Origin of the sequence: [Lactobacillus] rogosae (assembly GCA_900112995.1) — a bacterium.
GTDB lineage: Bacteria > Bacillota > Clostridia > Lachnospirales > Lachnospiraceae > Lachnospira > Lachnospira rogosae.
On the sequence record FONU01000004.1, the window covers coordinates 56161 to 72552 of the forward strand.

Here is a 16392-nt window from a genome sequence, read left to right on the forward strand (position 1 = left end):
GCATTATCTTATAAACTTATTAACTGCTGATGCTGCATCTCTTAACCAGTTATAATTCTTCTTAATAACATTGCTAAAATCTGCCTGTGCCTTATCTCCATCAGCAGTATTTCCATAATGCAGTTTATCAAGCCCGAAGAATTCCGGTTTTGTGCCATCTATTCTCTTTCCTATAAATATATCCTCACATTCCTTATAGGAGTCATTGCCAGAATAGTTATCACTCTTTTTAATTAAGGTATATTCCGGTGTCCAGCTTTCTTCCTCTATAACACTATAAAAGCCTTTCTTTAAACCAGTCACTGTACTTGTCGCTGACAATACATCACCATTGGCATCAAATGAAGCTGTGGCATAGAATACCGCCTCTAATGCACCCTTGTTCTCTGTATTATCTTCATTCACAACACCATACTGCTCTATTCTGAATATAAATGTCTGGTTAGCTCTTATAACTTTGTTATCAATATACTGCTCATCAATATATTTAGTTATATCAAGCTGCCCCTTAACAACCTTTATTCTATAGCACGCACAATCACTGCCATAATGATCACCTGGCTCGTCATTGTTGTATATTATGCTGCTTGCTATATGTCCATCTGTATTAATAGTACACTCATCGCTATTACTTACAGGTGTTACATTATAAAATCCTTTCACATAATATACGCTGTCACTTCCTGTGCTGGCATTACTATTAATTCTGTTAATAACATCTGCCTTAGTTATAACACTTCCTAATGTTCCATTATTATCCTCATACCACTCCGTATAATAATCCTGCTCTGTTAATGCATTTCCGTCTTCACGGATATTGCCGTTAAGTTTGAACATTTCGGACATTTCATAATCTGCTGAGGTAATATTTTCTCCGTAAAATATTACATTTTCCCTGCACTTAAGAGTTCCGTTGACTTTTACATTAACCGTCGGTGTATCGAATTCCTTAATACCTCCATTGATAATTACACCAGAAGCCGAAGCATTAGTCGTGACATTATTACCACCTATATAATTGTCCTTTGCCTTTACGAATATGCTTTTCTCCCAGGTATACAGCTTACTATCAGAATACTGTACTGACTGGTTATCCCATTCTACATACAGAAGATTTCTTTCCTTATCATACTTTATATTACCGCCATTCACACTGTATGGCTGGTCAGCCGCTTTATCAGCCGTAACTATCTCGTTATTATCAGCTATAATGTCAAATCTCGAATCAATGTAATCTCTTATTATTACATTATTAATCACATCACCTTCTGCATAGCTTCCATTATTATTGCTGATACCTGTCATAAGATTAATCTTATATGTGCGGTTATCCCAATCCTCTACCCTTACCTGCTTATCAACGATAAAATCCTCTATGCTTACATTTCTTGTATTGACAATACTGCTGTTAAATACATTTTCAACCGCATAACTCTTCTTGCCGTCTATATACTGTACTTTAGTTCTTGTAACAGCAATTACATTTCCACTGTTGTCAGTGAGTGTGGCTATAGCTGTTGAACTGTCATTCTCATCAAGTACAACCTCGACATTGTATTCCTCACCTGAACCTGTGTAGCCGTCTGGTGCTGTTATTTCTTTTAAAATGTATTTTCCAACTGGAAGATTATCAAAGCTTACTATACCATTCTTATCAGATACACTTGTTTTAGTTAAAGCATTTTCCTTATTATCTTTACTTGTAATTCCAAACACTGCATTAGCAAGCCCATTACCCCTATCATCAATCTTTTTAAAATTAAGATTGCCACTATCCGCAATATCAATTCTTGCTGAATTAGGAACAATAAACTTCATATTACAGTTAGAGGCATTACCACCTCTCTCCATATAAAGAACTGTTATTGTGTGGTTAGTTGACATATTTACTTTATCCCTGCTTGCAACAGTCTGTAATTCCCTCGCTATAGGCCCTGTCTGCCAGAGGTCTACATCACCGCCACATTCAGGATGTATTCCACCAAGATCAAGAACAAGCTCACCATCGACAAATACCCACAAATCATCATCACCTGTGAACTTATATAAAAGGTCGCCTGTATAACCATTAAGCGAGAATGAAATATCATATCTCATTCCAAAATAATAGTTAGTACCCTTCTGTCCATCAGCCGCATTATAACCGCAGTCTAACACATTGGAGTCCGCATTATTTAATGGGAAGAAATTATCTCCCGCCAATGTCACATCGCCTGATGGCGAAGTTACGCTTTTTAATGTGTAAGTGCTGCTGTCATTACCATTATCCTGTTTATCAAATGTCAATTTATAATTGTTATATATTGTCTTTCCTGTCTTCTTAGCATCAGAAAATAATCCCGGCTCATCAACATTGAACAATACATTTTTATAATTTTCCTTATCAAGCCCATAAATAATTCCCTGCGAAGCATTCATATAATCTTTTTTTACTCCGCTGAATGAGCCTGTTGTCTTAATTCCACCATTGTAATATATACAGGTGTTGACATTAAGTCCATTAACGTAACAATTGTGCTGGTTAGCCCTGAAGTTCTGGTCTATGGTTCCAACAGTAAGCTTTGGCTTTCCATTGTCAGCGTAATTAGATGAAGTATTAATACTTCTCTTTGGATATTCCTTATAACCCCAGCCATACACATTTCCTTTATATGGTGCAACTACATAATCATAAAATGTGCAATATCCCTCAAGCACGTTATCTGATGCCGCCAATTTACTAACACCTGGTGTATCCGCATTTCCCGTAGTATCTGTACTACCTGCCTTATCCATATTTCCTGTAGTGTCTGTACCTTCTGATGTATCTGCACTTCCTGCCTTATCATTAGAATACACCTGTATTGCATTAACATTTTTTATATTACTGCTGCCTGCTCCAAATGCTGTATACATCATTGCTGTTATAGCTGTCACACACAATAACACACACATCACAATAGAAACAATAACCTTCCTGTGCTTCCAGTTAATTCCCATGTCAGCTCCTTTCACCTTTCCATTACTACTGTATTCTTTCTATTGCGTACTCTATACTCTCATCAAGCTTTTTTACTCTAAGATTTCCTTTAATCCTTCTGACAACAACTAACGCATTGTTATAATCACACTGCGTAAGCATAATCACATACTGCCATTTATTGTACTGTGAAATCAGATCTCCTTCCCTTAATGAAGCCAGCAATGTATTCTTTATATGTGCGCTGTTCCTGCCATTTACAGTGACAAGCACAATTGTAAAAAAACAATTACTTCTCTGTCTTCTTCTAAGTTCCAATTCAAAGCTTTTCTTAAAACTATTATAATCGCAGAATAAAGCCCCCTTTAAAGCTGTCCTGCCTGCATAAAGCTCTCTTCTTACAGTCCTTATATCCGATCTGGCTGAATGTGTCATTATAAGAAGCTGGTTATATAGTTCCATTAACTTTCTTCCAGGGCTTACATTAAGCTGTTCTTTTAACAAATCCTTCACCTTCTCATAATGCCCTGCCGCTTCTGCTATTTTATTCTTAGCAATCAGTGACTTAATATAATAGAATTGTATATCTTCATCTAATCCATCTATCATTATGGCTCTATGTCCGATTTGTTCAATCCTGTCATAATCACCCTCACCATATAAATCCTGCAATACATTTTTAACAACCTCTAGATACCTTGAATGATAATACACGCTGAATGTGACAACCCAGTATTCATATGAATATTTATTAAAGAATTTCTTTTTATAAATGTCTATTGCATAAGCACTGTATGATATACGCTCTTTAATATCCGGCTCACATTCTGCCCTGTTGCACAGCTTCTCGAACTGCTCAGTATCTATAACTGTATTAACATTATCATTCCAGCAGTAGCTTCCCATTAATGTCTTTATAGGGTTGATTCCAAGCTGGCTTTTTAATACGCTTCTTGCCCTGTATACAAGATTTTTAAGTGCATTGGCAGGGTCGTCACATTCACCCTCTGTCCAAAGGACATCAGATAACTCCCCGACACTCACAACATTTTCCTTATGACATATAAGATATGCCAGAAGTCTTGTCACCTTATCAGAATTGATACTCTTTTGTGAAAACTCTTTATCTTTATAAGTGATTTTAAAATCATCTAAAAACGTAACTTTCAACTCCTGCGTATCAGTTTCTGATTTATACATTATTACTGCCTGTTCCTCTGCCTCATTACAACAACACCAGCTATTCCTGCTATGCCTGCAAGTGCCACAATTATATATAATAATATATTATTACTATCACCTGTCTTTACCGCTGTAATCACATTATTGCTTACTGTATCCTGCAAATCTGGCTGTTCTGCATTAACCGTAATCTCCAACTGTCCCTGCTTATTCATATAAGAATTGTCCATAGAACGACCATCTATATACAATACAAGCTTTATATCACAGCTCTCACCCTTACTTAATTGTGCAATCCTGACATCTTCATCAAAAAACGACTTGTCAGACTGTGTCTTACTGCTGTTACCTATAAGTTCATTATAAAAAGGCTCTGTATCTGCATTTTTATAAAGCTTAATTCCATATACTGCCGTCTGATCTCCAGTTCCTTTATCTGCAAGGTTATCAAGAACTTTTCCATTAATATAGAATTCCATATTCTCTGCTGAACTGTTGGATATCTTAATAACTGAACTTCTCTCCTCTCCTGGAAGCATATCCCTGTACTCAAGATTTTTATCAATCACTACGAATTTCTTAGCTGTTTCATCAAGTGTTATAACCGTATCATCTGCCAAGACTTTAACATATGGCACTGCAATAACAACTACGGCAGATACTACCGCCACTAATTTCTTTAAAAGCATATCTCCTCCTACCTGTCAGATACAGCTTTAAGGCTGCCATCATCACCTAATTCAGCTTCAACTCCCCATTCTGTCAGCATAGCATCACCGGCCGCAACTGTCTGGACTGCTTCTGCATCCCAATTAATATTAATAGTCTTTCCGCTGTATTTATTAGTGTTCTCAGATTTCGAATCAAAGAGTATTATTGAATCCATAAGCTCTGGTGTTCTCTCACCTGGATTTAATACCTTATTATAATATACATATACATTTTCACTATCTGTATGATTATCGGGTACTATCCAATCATCTTTATTAATCATATTGATATTAACCCAGTTATCCTTGCTAATCTTTACACGGACATATTGTGCCTTCTCTCCACTATTAAGCACAGATACTCTCTGTTCAATAGTGTCATCTATTGTGTTAATTCCGTTAGTCTGCATATTGCCCTTATCATCAATTCCCGCACCACTTACACACAAGCTTAAGTCTAACGAAGATGTCGTAACTGTCTTATCAACGTATGCTGACACACGATTTTTTGCCATTGTCTTTCCCGTGTATAAACCAGCAATAACAAGTATTGCCGTACCAACTAATATGAATCTTTTCATATACTTCCTCTCATTTCATTTAATTAAGGGGCAAATTATTAATCTGCCCCTGACATCATTACATTTATTATTATATTGGGCTAGTGTAATATATATGACAACTTTTGCTGCATATTAATAACGCTTGAATTACTTTAAGCTTTTTTCAATAGCCACATTGCCCCATCCTGTAATATTACCAGCTTCATCAGTTACAGGTGTAAAATTATCAGACTGGATAAATTCTGCCTTAACGTTAATATTAAATGTTATTCCTGCAATCTCATTGCCCCATTCTGTTGGAATAGTAACTTTAGAGAATACTTTTGATGAATTGATTGCTCCTGTTTTATTAGAAAGTATCTCATTATAGTAATAATAACCATCCTCTGACTTAGTCCAGCCAGCACTAATATCAAGATTATTCTCAATAGCTAATGCCTGCTCCTTAGTAAGTCCCTCATAATTAATGCTCACTCTTACATAAGCATCTTCTGACTCTTTATCAAGTGTCACTGTCGGATCTTTATCAAGCACATCACCCGGCTTTACATTCGTATAATCTTTACCTGTCGTATTATCATCTCGCATATGCTCATCTGTTTCTGTCAAAGTTCCTGTAACGTGTCCTATAGTTATTACATTTGCTCTTGTATCCTTATCTGTAAAATATGCAAGTGTTCCGTAAGTCACCCCTGTAATGCAAAGTATCAAAGCTGCTACACCGGCAGTTAATTTCTTCTTATTAACCATATAATCTCTTTCCTGAATAAATAAATATTATACTGTTATTGTTCAATTCCAATGATATAATACAATTTCAATAATATAACGCAAAAAGCACTGTCCGATTTATTCAATATAATACATTTTATTAGAACTGTGCATCAGCAGATGTCTTGCTGTTTACAAGCTTGATAAGTTCTGGCTGTGCCTCGTTGTAATCAGCAAATGTTGATGCCTGAACTGCAAAACCTGTAACCTTGATATTGAATGTAGGAAGTGTACCTGCACTTACAATGTTACCATCTGCATCCTTGTATATAACAGTTGGGTCGTACTGTTCCTTAGTTGTATCAATTATTGATAACTTATTGCCGTCTGCATCACACTTATAGATAGTTGTTGTCTTAGCTGCACTTGACCATTCTTCTGTTATTCCAGCATTAACTGTAACATTGTTAAATAATGCTTCTGTTGACTCTCCTGCTTCAACGGCTGTCATATATATCCACACTTCACTTCCGTCTGAATTGACTGTCGCCATTTTCCAGTTATCATTGTCGTAATCTGTAATTGAGGCATATTTTTTAAATTCTTCTGCACTCATAAGATTGCCCTTATCATCTAAATAATCAACCTTAACTGCCATATAGACAGGCTGATCTGATTCGTTATTCATAACAGGATTTTTCTTTATTACATCTCCTGGAAGATAATTCTTTCCTGAATCACTGGTCCATTCTGTTTCTGTAAGTGTTGTTGTAATATTACGGCTTGAAGTAAATGTATTGGTCTTAGTTTCTGTTACTGCATTAAGATATGCTAATGTACCTCCTACTGCAAGACCTGCTGAAAGTACCATAGCTGCTGCTGTTAATGTAATCTTCTTACAAGTTGTCATAATAATTAATCCTCCCTAACAATACTCATTTCCAATAACGAATTCTTCGCTTCCTCTACTGATACGCCCTCTGCCTGAACTGCATATGCCGTAACCTTGATATTGAACTCAGGTAATCTCTTAGTTGTGTTATCTGCAGTAATTTCATTGCTTAAATGCACTTTAGTAAATAAAGGCTTTGAAATATTTTCTTTAATATCTGTGTTGGCATTATCTTTATCAAGCGGCTTATTATACATATACATAAGCCGGCTTGCATATTCATCATTTTCTAAATCTGAATTGGCATTTCCAATAAATGTCCAATCTTTAGACCAGTCAATTCCTGCATTAGCAAGCTCTGAACCTCCATAAAGATATCTGTCAGCAAATTCCCTGAATGTGAGTTCGTTATTCTTCTCATCAAAGAACTGAACCTTTAATGCCACATATGCACTGATACTTTCATCATTAAGGCTTACGGTTGGGTCTTTATCAATTGTCTGCCCCGGCACATATACCTTAGCTGCTTCTTTTCCATATCTCTCCCATTGCGGTTCTGTCAGGTCAATACTTATGGATTTATCCGACGCAAATACATTGGTCTTAGTTTCTGTTACCGTCTTTAACAAAGCGTATGCAGCCATACAACTGACTGACACAACTGCAATAACAGAACACACTAACAACAGTATCTTTTGCTTACCTTTCATACAGTGCTTCCTTTCTTTATTTACTTTACTGCGGTATTATTACCCATTCTGGTCACACGAAAGTCACACAGGAAAATATTTACAAAAAAATCAGTGATAAGATTTCTCTTACCACTGATTTTTCTTACCACTGATTTCTTATACTAATTTATTCAAGTGAACTGTCACCTGTAACGTAATCAATCTTTACACCAGGCTGGACATTATAGCAGAATACATTATATGAAATTCCCTCTCCATTATCCTCAACAGACTCAGCCTCCATAAGTACTCCATCTGCAAGCAGGTTATCTCCTGTAAATATCGGTGTAACCCTGTACAGAACGTGATTATTAGTTTCTTTAATATAGTCTGCTACCATATTTTCAAATAAAAGCATACCATCAACATTAAGATATCTCGTTCCTGTTATAAGATTATTCTTGTTGGCATTCTCTGCTGTAAGCTGGTAACCTATAAGATGACATCTGTTATAAAGATATTTTCCGTCTACTATATCATATTTTACTGTATGCCAGCCTGTAGGTTTTACAGAACCTATTGAGCCACGTTTCTCTGTTGGCATTAAGTCTTTTCCTATGCTTGCATAAGCTACTGTACATCTTCCAAGCTCGTCTAACTCACCATAATACTCAAAAGAGTCCACTGTCATATCATTTTCTGTAAAAAATGGTTCATTATTATTAACTATAACATATGGACTGTCACTGTATTCTGGTAATGTAGCACGCCAGTCCGCACTATCCGTTCCCGCCGCTAATGTATCATTCTTATCTGCGGAATTATTCTTATTGGAGGAATTACTGCCACCTGCCTTATCAGTCTGTACAGTTGTACTCTCATTCTGTGACGGGTTAATGCTTTCTGCAATATCAGCACCTGAACAGCCTGCTAAGCTTAATACTAATGATAAGACAAGAATTAATGCAGACAGTACCTTACATAGACGTTTATTTGACGTATTAATTTTTTCTTTACTTGACAATATTCTATTTAACATAACTTCACAATAATTACACCTTACTCCTTATATATATTTCTTCTGTTATTTTATCGTGGGAATTACCCTCAAATTCCGATACATTTTCCAATTGGTAATTATCAAGCATTGCTGCCGGAAATGTAACGTCTGACGGATATTTTCTATTCCACTTATACACATAAATCTTACTTATGTTATCCTGTAACTCATTTATATCAACATTTTCCACAAAACAGTAATCTTGTGCCTGTGCCTCTGTATATGAATTATCTACGATAATATTATCTTTAGAAGTATCAAATAACTGACTGCTGTACTCAGACACCCATATTCTATTAGTTCCTGCAATATCAAGAATCCTCTCAATAAGCCTGATATCCTTGCTCTGTCTGCGTTTATTAAACATCATTCCGTTATTATCATCAATTGTTACAATTGCTATCATAATTCTTTATTTCTTTCCTGATATTTTCTTTAAATATTCATTCTTTAACTCATTCTGTTCCTTGAGCCTTTTAATCTCATTGTTAAGCATCTCTACATACTCATAAGCAAGCTTAACGCCGCCTCTTACAGCTATATCCTCGTGCTTACTGCAATCATCAAGCCACTGCAAGAATGACTTTTCTCTCAGGTTATTATATGTATTATCATCCTGTATAAACATACTGTGCCTCATTTCTATATTATTATTTCAAATACTATTTTCTACATTATCCCTACAATTATTATAAGAGGTACTATTTAAGAAGCCACTCTATTTCTTCTTTATATGGTGGCTTTGTCTTCTTGTCTGAACCTTCCTCGGCAAGCCAAGGTGTCTCTAATATCTTTGGCACATCAATAAATCTTTCATCGTGTACAAGTCTGTGAAGTGTTTCATACCCGATACTTCCTTTATCAATATTGGCATGTCTGTCCTTGTGTGCTCCCAATGGATTCATACTGTCATTAATATGAAATACCGCTATCTGGTCAAGACCGATTACCTTATCAAATTCTTCAAATACTTCATCATAATGATTGACAATATCATATCCTGCATCATTAACGTGACAAGTATCAAAGCATACTCTTAATCTGTCTTTCTTATCAACACCATCATATATTGCTTTTAGTTCTTCAAATGTACGCCCAACTTCGCTGCCTTTTCCTGCCATAGTTTCAAGGGCAATATAAACGTCGTCATCATTCTGGTTAAGCACTGTATTAAGACCTTTTATAACCTGTGCAATTCCTGCTTCCACCCCTGCATTAACGTGACTTCCCGGATGGAGCACCATAATGCGGCTTCTCATTGCCGCTGTACGGATTATCTCTTTTTCAAGGAATTCAACTGCGAGCTCATATGTCTCTGGCTTAACAGTATTCGCAAGGTTAATTATATAAGGAGCGTGTACCACGATTTCCTCAATTCCGTGCTGTCTTGCATATTCCCAGCCAGCTTCTATGTTAAGCTCTGATATATCTTTACGTCTGGTGTTCTGTGGTGCACCTGTGTATAACATAAATACATTAGCTCCATATGAAGCGGCTTCCTTAGCTGATGCTAAGAACATTTCTTTTCCTGCCATTCCAACGTGACAGCCTAATTTTATTTTACTCATTCTGTGAGACTCCTGTTTCTAATATTTCTTAATTTCTTATTTTTTAAGCATATAATATTATAAATTATATACTCCACCGTGCAAGTGTAAGAAATCTATGCTTTCTTACACTGTCGGGCGTTCGCCCTATAGGATAAAAAAATAAAAAAGTACTTTGTGCAAGCACAGTTCTTTTTTTATTCTTTTATCCTGCACGGCTCATTGCTTACGCACATTATAGCATAAATTATGACGGATAATATGTCAAAACCAAATTATCCAGTTGGGATATTTTATAATATTTCATTAAAAAAGAGATATTGATACGCTAATCAATATCTCTTATTATGCATATAAAATATTATTTTAATTAATTTCTCTTATCAGGCTTAAAAATCCTGTTCTTAATAATTAAAGCATTGCACCATAATCTGTTACTATAATCTGGCCTGTTATTGCTTTGGCTTCATCGCTTGCAAAGAATATAATAACATTAGCAACATCCTCTGCTGTACAAGATGGTGCTTTAATATCACTATGGTTCATCATAGCACCTATCATATCCGGGTCAAGTGCCGCTGGGTCTGTTCCCATAGTCATAGGTGTAATTATATTGCCTGGACATATGGCATTACAACGAATTCCGTCTTTCTGAAATCTTAATGCTGTATGCTTGGTAAGTCCTATAACTGCCGCCTTAGAAGCTACATATGCAGCTCCTCCACAGCCCTTCTCACCTGCTACAGAAGCTACATTTACAATTGATGCACCGCTCTTCATTCTCTTAGAAGCAGCTTTCATACAACGCATAGTTCCTTTTTCATTAGTTTCAATAATTCTATCCATATCTTCATCAAGAAATCTGTCGATTGGCTTAAGTCCCTGCTCAAGAATACCTGCATTATTAACAAGTATATCTATCTTTCCATACTTATCCATTACCTTCTGCATAAGTGCCTCTGGGTCTTCAGGCTTTGATATATCTGTTGATATAGCATATACTTCACCACCTGCCGCTGTAATCTCATCAGCAACTTCCTTTAATGCCGCCTCTCTTCTTGCTGTGATAACAACTGTAGCTCCCTCTTTTGCAAATAACTTCGCTGTAGCTGCTCCAACACCAGAGTTACCACCTGTAATAACTGCAACTTTACCGTCTAAACGTCCCATAATAATCCTCCATTCTGTTCACGAATATTCTACTATATATACAATTTGCACATATCATTTTGCATATATATGCTCGTTATGTATAATATTGTACAATTATATTATCTATTTGTAAACATTATCTGACAACTTTTTACAGATATATATAAGCCTCATTCGCTCCCCGAAGCTTATATATTGCTTTCAACCATCTTACAACCGCTCTTTTGGAATATTTAAAATGTGTTCTATGACTGAGTGAAATATACTTAGCATTACAGCTTTCTATCTTCCTTAACTGCTCAAGCAGAAGTCCTGCGTTGTATCTTCTGAATTGCGGACCTGTTGCCGGATAAAGTGCATCACCAACATAACATATGTCTTTAACCTCCAACGCAAGACACCCCTTTGCGTGGCTTGAAGCTATTGGAAATATATGAAGATTTATATCATCATCAATATACATATCATCTGTAACAATCTCACCTGCTCCTGTATATCTTAATGTATTCTTTCCCTGATACATATTCTTAAAATGTATATCAGACACATTTTTTATATGATCCAGGTGAAAATGAGACAAAACTATATTAATATTTTTTTCGGCCTGATTATAAGAATTAATCATTGCCGGTATATCAGAATGACTTCCTGTATCATAAAGCCATATATTATGTCCGGTTTCTACAATTACAACTGTACACGACAACGGATTTATTGTCGGCGTAATATAACTTATATTCTCATCTTCCCTGACTAATGATACTTTTTCAACAACTTGTGAATTCATATTACAGAATTATTCCTTTAAGATTATCTTGAATTCCTTTTGCAATCTCAGGCTTATTCATTGAATATATATGAATATTCTTAACACCATTAGCCAGTAGGTCTATAATCTGGTCTGAGGCATATATAACCCCTGCCTGTTTCATAGCATTTTCTGTATCACCATATTTATCAATAATATTCTTAAATCTTTCCGGCACATTGCAGCCTGATAATTTAACAGCATTCTTAACCTGTGCTCTCTTGGTAATAGGCATAATTCCCGGTATTATTGGAATATGTATGCCAGCTTCCCTTACCCTGTACATAAAGTTAAAGAAAATGTTATTATCAAAGAACATCTGTGTTGTAAGAAATTCACAGCCTGCCTTAACCTTTTCCTTAAGACCATTAATATCATCAAACTTATTCTTGGAATCTGGGTGTACTTCTGGATAACACGCACCACCAACACAGAAATCACCTGTCTTTTTAATCAGTTCTACAAGCTGTGAAGCGTGTTGAAATTCTGTAAATACTTCTCCGTCATAATCTTTAGGAATATCTCCGCGGAGTGCAAGAATATTTTCAATTCCAGCCTGCTTCATCTCTGTTAAAGCTGTATTAATGCTTTCTTTAGTTGCACATACACAAGTAAGATGTGCCATTGCTGGAACCTGATACTGCTTCTGGATTTCACTTGCAAGTTTAATTGTATTGCCCTTAGTGCTTCCTCCCGCTCCATATGTAACGCTCATAAAGCTTGGTTTCAATGAGGCTATATGTAAAGCTGCCTCCTTAACCATCTCAAAATCCGTGTCTTTCTTTGGTGGGAATACCTCCATTGATAATGTTTCCTGTTCCCTGTCTATAATATCTCTTATCTTCAATATCTTTTACCTGCCTCGTCTGTATCTTTACTTACTATCTGATTAATATAATTACTTTAATCAATACAATTATTTTAACTATATTAATCAATTAAATTATTTTAACCATTACAATTATTTTGATTAATATAATTATGATAACTCTATTATTTATATAATTCAATAAAATGCGCTAAAAGATTAATAATTACTATGGAAGCTTTAATTATAATGTGCTATTATATAGCCTGTTTTTCATAATACTAATTATTTATAAGGAGGTTCTATGTTTCAGTCATTCGAAGCTAAACACCCTAAGTTCTATCAGGTGTTCAGGCTTTTTATTATTACATTTGCATCAATATTATATGCGTGGAATTTGCGCTGTTTTGCTAAGACCGCAGGACTTTTCCCTGGAGGATTTTCAGGACTTTCCCTGCTTTTACAGGAAATAATCATTAAGTTCTTACATATAACTATACCTTTCAGTATATTTAATATTGCACTTAATCTTTTTCCTACTTATATTGCATTCAAATACATCGGAAAGAAATTTACCATTTACTCAATTATAGTTATATTTTTATCAAGTATATTTGTGGATATTCTTCCACCTTATGTATTCACTAATGACGTGCTTTTGATAAGCGTGTTTGGTGGAATTATCAATGGATTTGCAATAAGCTTATGCCTTAACGCTGGTGCAACAACCGGTGGTACAGATTTTATAAGCATATTCTTATCACACGAAAAAGGAATAGATGCCTGGAACTATATTCTGCTTGGAAATGTTGTAATGCTTGCTATTGCCGGTGCTATGTTTGGCTGGTCAATCGCTCTTTACTCAATCATATACCAGTTCTGTAGTACTCAGGTTATCCAGTGGTTATATAAGCGTTACAAGAAGGAAACTCTTTTTATTATCTCAGACAAGTCTGATGAAATATACCAGATTATTAAAGAAACTACTCATCACGATGCTACTCTATTCAAGGGAGTTGGCTGTTATGAAGGCAGGGAAAAGACACTTCTTTACTCTGTAATTCATTCAGAGGCAACAAGACAGCTTATACCACTTATACGAAGTGCTGATCCTCACGCCTTTATAAATATAGTTAAAACCGAAGAACTAGATGGACGTTTTCACGATATCCCTCACGATTGATTATCTCCACTCAACATCTCCAGCTTCAGCTACAGCCTTTCTTAAGCCAGCAAGACGATTAATCGCTTCATTAAGTGTATCGTCCTGCTTGGCAAAATGAAATCTTATAAGATTATGTACATCTTCCCTAAAGAAGCTTGAACCCGGTACTGCCGCAACCCCTACATACTGTGCCAGCCATTCACAGAACTTCACATCATCTTTTACTCCAAATTCACTCACATCAACAAGCACATAATAAGCACCCTGTGGGTCTGTATATTTTAAACCAAGCTTTTCTAACCCGCCGACAAATACCTCTTTCATATGTGCATAATGTGCCGCAAGTTCATCATAATACTTGTCATCGAATTTCAATCCAACTGTTGCGGCTTCCATAAGTGGTGCGGCCGCACCTACTGTAAGAAAATCGTGTACCTTCTTAACCCTGTCGATTATTTCAGGATTAGCAATTACATATCCAAGTCTCCAGCCTGTAATAGAATATGTCTTTGACAATGAATTACATACGATAGTTCTTTCTCTCATTCCGTCAAGTGCCTGCATATATATATGTTTGTTAGGTGCGTACACAATATGCTCATACACTTCATCTGTCACAACATAGGCATCATATTTCTTTACGACATCTGCTATTGCAGTTAATTCCTCGAATGTAAATACCTTTCCACAAGGATTTGACGGATTGCACAGGATAAGTGCTTTCGCTCCCTGTTTAAAAGCATTTTCTAACTGCTCAATGCTAAATGTAAAATCTGGTGGAACAAGTGGAACATATATCGGTTCTGCTCCTGAAAGAATAGTATCTGCACCATAATTCTCGTAAAATGGTGAGAAGATTACTACCTTATCCTTAGGATTGGTAATGCTTAACATTGTCGCCATCATAGCCTCTGTACTTCCACATGTAACTACAATCTCTGATTCAGGGTCAACCTTAATTCCTGAAAAATGTTCATATTTGGCAGCTATTGCATCTCTGAAATTCTTAGCTCCCCAAGTCAAAGCATACTGATGAGGTCCTTCACTTGCAACCTCTGACAGTCTGTCTGTTATCTGCTTAGGTGGGTTAAAATCTGGAAAGCCCTGTGATAAATTCACTGCACCATATTTATTGGCTATTCTTGTCATTCTTCTTATAACAGAATCTGTAAAATCTTTCGTTCTCTCGCTTAATTCTTTCATAATCTGCTCTTTCTTCCAATTACCGGATATTTAATCTTTCCACAGTAACAAACATATATTGTACTGCCTTATCAGTATAACATACTTTTATCATATGTTAATAGTATATTACCTAGATTGTGTGCATTATTGTGCAGTTATACACTATTTTTTATATCAATAATGTATAATTACTTCTGTGCTTCTGCATATAATCTGACATATTGTTTAGAATTTCATACTATACACTTTAAGGTCAACTTTCCCATTAACTACTTCAATCCCGTCTGCCTTAAGCAGCTCCTCCTGTTGTCCTGCACCGCCAAATGCAAATGCACCCGACAGTTCTCCCTTGGAATTAACAACCCTGTAACATGGTATATTATCTGGGTCAGGATTTCTATGAAGTGCATTACCTACTGCTCTTGCCATTCCTTTATTACCAGCAAGCTCCGCTATCTGTCCATAGGTCGCAACACAGCCCTTAGGTATTTTCTTTACCGCTTCATATATCCTTTTTGTTGGATTATCAGTAACAAGCTCGTAGCTTTCCTTAATCATTGTCTTAATAGCATCATCTGGCACTGAACCATCGAGAATTATTGTGTTCCAGTTCTCCTTGTTCTGGTGCCATCCGGGAATTACCGATTTGAAAGCACTTCTCCAGTAATCTCTCCATTCTTTATCTGCCTTCACATTCAGATTAACGTATCCGTCTTTCTCATATATCCATAAAAAAGCCTTCTTGCTGCATTTAACCCTCACTAACTGCCAGTTAGTATCGCGAAAAGGTGTTTCTACATATGTATCAGGAAATGCCAAGCCATAGTCCAGTGCTTCTTTTCTGCTCTGCATAACTTTCCTCCCTCTTTATTTAATCAATGTATCTGTTGTTAATTAAAAAAACTGTTTACAGTTCATATTATTAATAGTATCTGTGCTATCAGATTAAATATTTAACCCTATAACCACAGTATAACTT

16 protein-coding genes and 1 pseudogene are annotated in these 16392 nt (G+C 35.9%); 1 reads left to right on the top strand and 16 read right to left on the bottom strand.

The window, feature by feature from the left end; translation table 11 throughout:
- Window positions 1-3: 3 nt before the first annotated feature.
- The 14 genes and pseudogenes from BM157_RS01115 to metF form a co-directional block, all read right to left on the bottom strand.
- Window positions 4-2979, bottom strand: coding sequence for a SpaA isopeptide-forming pilin-related protein (locus BM157_RS01115; protein WP_055306383.1), 2976 nt, complete (start codon window positions 2977-2979; stop codon window positions 4-6).
- A 25-nt stretch (window positions 2980-3004) separates the two neighbouring features.
- Entirely contained in the window at window positions 3005-4159 is a 1155-nt protein-coding gene (locus BM157_RS01120) for an AfsR/SARP family transcriptional regulator (RefSeq protein WP_055306382.1), read from the bottom strand.
- 2 nt (window positions 4160-4161) lie between these two features.
- Window positions 4162-4830: an LPXTG cell wall anchor domain-containing protein gene (locus BM157_RS01125; protein WP_055306381.1), complete on the bottom strand. Its 669-nt coding sequence runs from the start codon at window positions 4828-4830 to the stop codon at window positions 4162-4164.
- Window positions 4831-4838: 8 nt separating this feature from the next.
- Window positions 4839-5432 carry a hypothetical protein gene (locus tag BM157_RS01130; protein ID WP_055306380.1) on the bottom strand — a complete coding sequence of 198 codons (594 nt, stop codon included), beginning with the start codon at window positions 5430-5432 and terminating at the stop codon, window positions 4839-4841.
- Window positions 5433-5561: 129 nt separating this feature from the next.
- A complete protein-coding gene (locus BM157_RS01135) occupies window positions 5562-6164 on the bottom strand; it encodes a TasA family protein (protein ID WP_022503008.1) in 603 nt (200 codons plus the stop codon).
- A gap of 121 nt (window positions 6165-6285) precedes the next feature.
- Complete coding sequence (locus BM157_RS01140) at window positions 6286-7035, bottom strand: SipW-dependent-type signal peptide-containing protein (protein ID WP_090139597.1); 750 nt, start codon at window positions 7033-7035, stop codon at window positions 6286-6288.
- A 5-nt stretch (window positions 7036-7040) separates the two neighbouring features.
- Window positions 7041-7727 carry a hypothetical protein gene (locus tag BM157_RS01145; RefSeq protein WP_055306378.1) on the bottom strand — a complete coding sequence of 229 codons (687 nt, stop codon included), beginning with the start codon at window positions 7725-7727 and terminating at the stop codon, window positions 7041-7043.
- A gap of 154 nt (window positions 7728-7881) precedes the next feature.
- Window positions 7882-8727: pseudogene (locus tag BM157_RS01150) on the bottom strand (DNA/RNA non-specific endonuclease); the annotation flags it as partial.
- Between the two features lie 13 nt (window positions 8728-8740).
- Window positions 8741-9154 (bottom strand): hypothetical protein, encoded by a 414-nt coding sequence (locus BM157_RS01155; protein ID WP_022503012.1) that lies wholly within the window; start codon window positions 9152-9154, stop codon window positions 8741-8743.
- 6 nt (window positions 9155-9160) lie between these two features.
- Window positions 9161-9376: a hypothetical protein gene (locus tag BM157_RS01160; RefSeq protein ID WP_022503013.1), complete on the bottom strand. Its 216-nt coding sequence runs from the start codon at window positions 9374-9376 to the stop codon at window positions 9161-9163.
- 73 nt (window positions 9377-9449) lie between these two features.
- Window positions 9450-10316, bottom strand: a complete 867-nt coding sequence (locus tag BM157_RS01165) for a deoxyribonuclease IV (protein ID WP_055306377.1) — start codon at window positions 10314-10316, stop codon at window positions 9450-9452.
- Window positions 10317-10706: 390 nt separating this feature from the next.
- A complete protein-coding gene (locus BM157_RS01170; protein ID WP_090139599.1) occupies window positions 10707-11465 on the bottom strand; it encodes an SDR family NAD(P)-dependent oxidoreductase in 759 nt (252 codons plus the stop codon).
- Between the two features lie 133 nt (window positions 11466-11598).
- Window positions 11599-12234 carry an MBL fold metallo-hydrolase gene (locus BM157_RS01175; protein ID WP_090139601.1) on the bottom strand — a complete coding sequence of 212 codons (636 nt, stop codon included), beginning with the start codon at window positions 12232-12234 and terminating at the stop codon, window positions 11599-11601.
- Between the two features lies 1 nt (window position 12235).
- The gene (gene metF, locus BM157_RS01180; RefSeq protein ID WP_022503017.1) at window positions 12236-13102 is read right to left on the bottom strand and encodes a methylenetetrahydrofolate reductase [NAD(P)H]; all 867 of its coding nucleotides are present in this window, start codon (window positions 13100-13102) and stop codon (window positions 12236-12238) included.
- A gap of 265 nt (window positions 13103-13367) precedes the next feature.
- Between metF and BM157_RS01185 the strand changes: the two genes are divergently transcribed.
- On the top strand, window positions 13368-14246 hold the full coding sequence (locus BM157_RS01185) for a YitT family protein (RefSeq protein WP_022503018.1): 879 nt from the start codon (window positions 13368-13370) through the stop codon (window positions 14244-14246).
- On the opposite strand, the gene BM157_RS01190 is transcribed toward BM157_RS01185, so the two are convergent.
- A complete protein-coding gene (locus BM157_RS01190; RefSeq protein WP_090139602.1) occupies window positions 14247-15431 on the bottom strand; it encodes a pyridoxal phosphate-dependent aminotransferase in 1185 nt (394 codons plus the stop codon).
- Window positions 15432-15638: 207 nt separating this feature from the next.
- Window positions 15639-16265, bottom strand: coding sequence for a methylated-DNA--[protein]-cysteine S-methyltransferase (locus BM157_RS01195; RefSeq protein ID WP_055175758.1), 627 nt, complete (start codon window positions 16263-16265; stop codon window positions 15639-15641).
- Window positions 16266-16392: the final 127 nt, after the last annotated feature.

Excerpts from the sequence above, each read along its gene's own strand:
- BM157_RS01125 (WP_055306381.1), bottom strand. The coding sequence starts at position 4,830 with ATGCTTTTAAAGAAATTAGTGGCGGTAGTATCTGCCGTAGTTGTTATT.
- BM157_RS01130 (WP_055306380.1), bottom strand. The coding sequence starts at position 5,432 with ATGAAAAGATTCATATTAGTTGGTACGGCAATACTTGTTATTGCTGGT.
- BM157_RS01170 (WP_090139599.1), bottom strand. The coding sequence starts at position 11,465 with ATGGGACGTTTAGACGGTAAAGTTGCAGTTATTACAGGTGGTAACTCT.
- BM157_RS01160 (WP_022503013.1), bottom strand. The coding sequence starts at position 9,376 with ATGTTTATACAGGATGATAATACATATAATAACCTGAGAGAAAAGTCA.
- BM157_RS01140 (WP_090139597.1), bottom strand. The coding sequence starts at position 7,035 with ATGACAACTTGTAAGAAGATTACATTAACAGCAGCAGCTATGGTACTT.
- BM157_RS01145 (WP_055306378.1), bottom strand. The coding sequence starts at position 7,727 with ATGAAAGGTAAGCAAAAGATACTGTTGTTAGTGTGTTCTGTTATTGCA.
- BM157_RS01115 (WP_055306383.1), bottom strand. The coding sequence starts at position 2,979 with ATGGGAATTAACTGGAAGCACAGGAAGGTTATTGTTTCTATTGTGATG.
- BM157_RS01165 (WP_055306377.1), bottom strand. The coding sequence starts at position 10,316 with ATGAGTAAAATAAAATTAGGCTGTCACGTTGGAATGGCAGGAAAAGAA.
- BM157_RS01190 (WP_090139602.1), bottom strand. The coding sequence starts at position 15,431 with ATGAAAGAATTAAGCGAGAGAACGAAAGATTTTACAGATTCTGTTATA.
- BM157_RS01155 (WP_022503012.1), bottom strand. The coding sequence starts at position 9,154 with ATGATAGCAATTGTAACAATTGATGATAATAACGGAATGATGTTTAAT.
- BM157_RS01135 (WP_022503008.1), bottom strand. The coding sequence starts at position 6,164 with ATGGTTAATAAGAAGAAATTAACTGCCGGTGTAGCAGCTTTGATACTT.
- BM157_RS01195 (WP_055175758.1), bottom strand. The coding sequence starts at position 16,265 with ATGCAGAGCAGAAAAGAAGCACTGGACTATGGCTTGGCATTTCCTGAT.
- BM157_RS01185 (WP_022503018.1), top strand. The coding sequence starts at position 13,368 with ATGTTTCAGTCATTCGAAGCTAAACACCCTAAGTTCTATCAGGTGTTC.
- BM157_RS01120 (WP_055306382.1), bottom strand. The coding sequence starts at position 4,159 with ATGTATAAATCAGAAACTGATACGCAGGAGTTGAAAGTTACGTTTTTA.
- BM157_RS01175 (WP_090139601.1), bottom strand. The coding sequence starts at position 12,234 with ATGAATTCACAAGTTGTTGAAAAAGTATCATTAGTCAGGGAAGATGAG.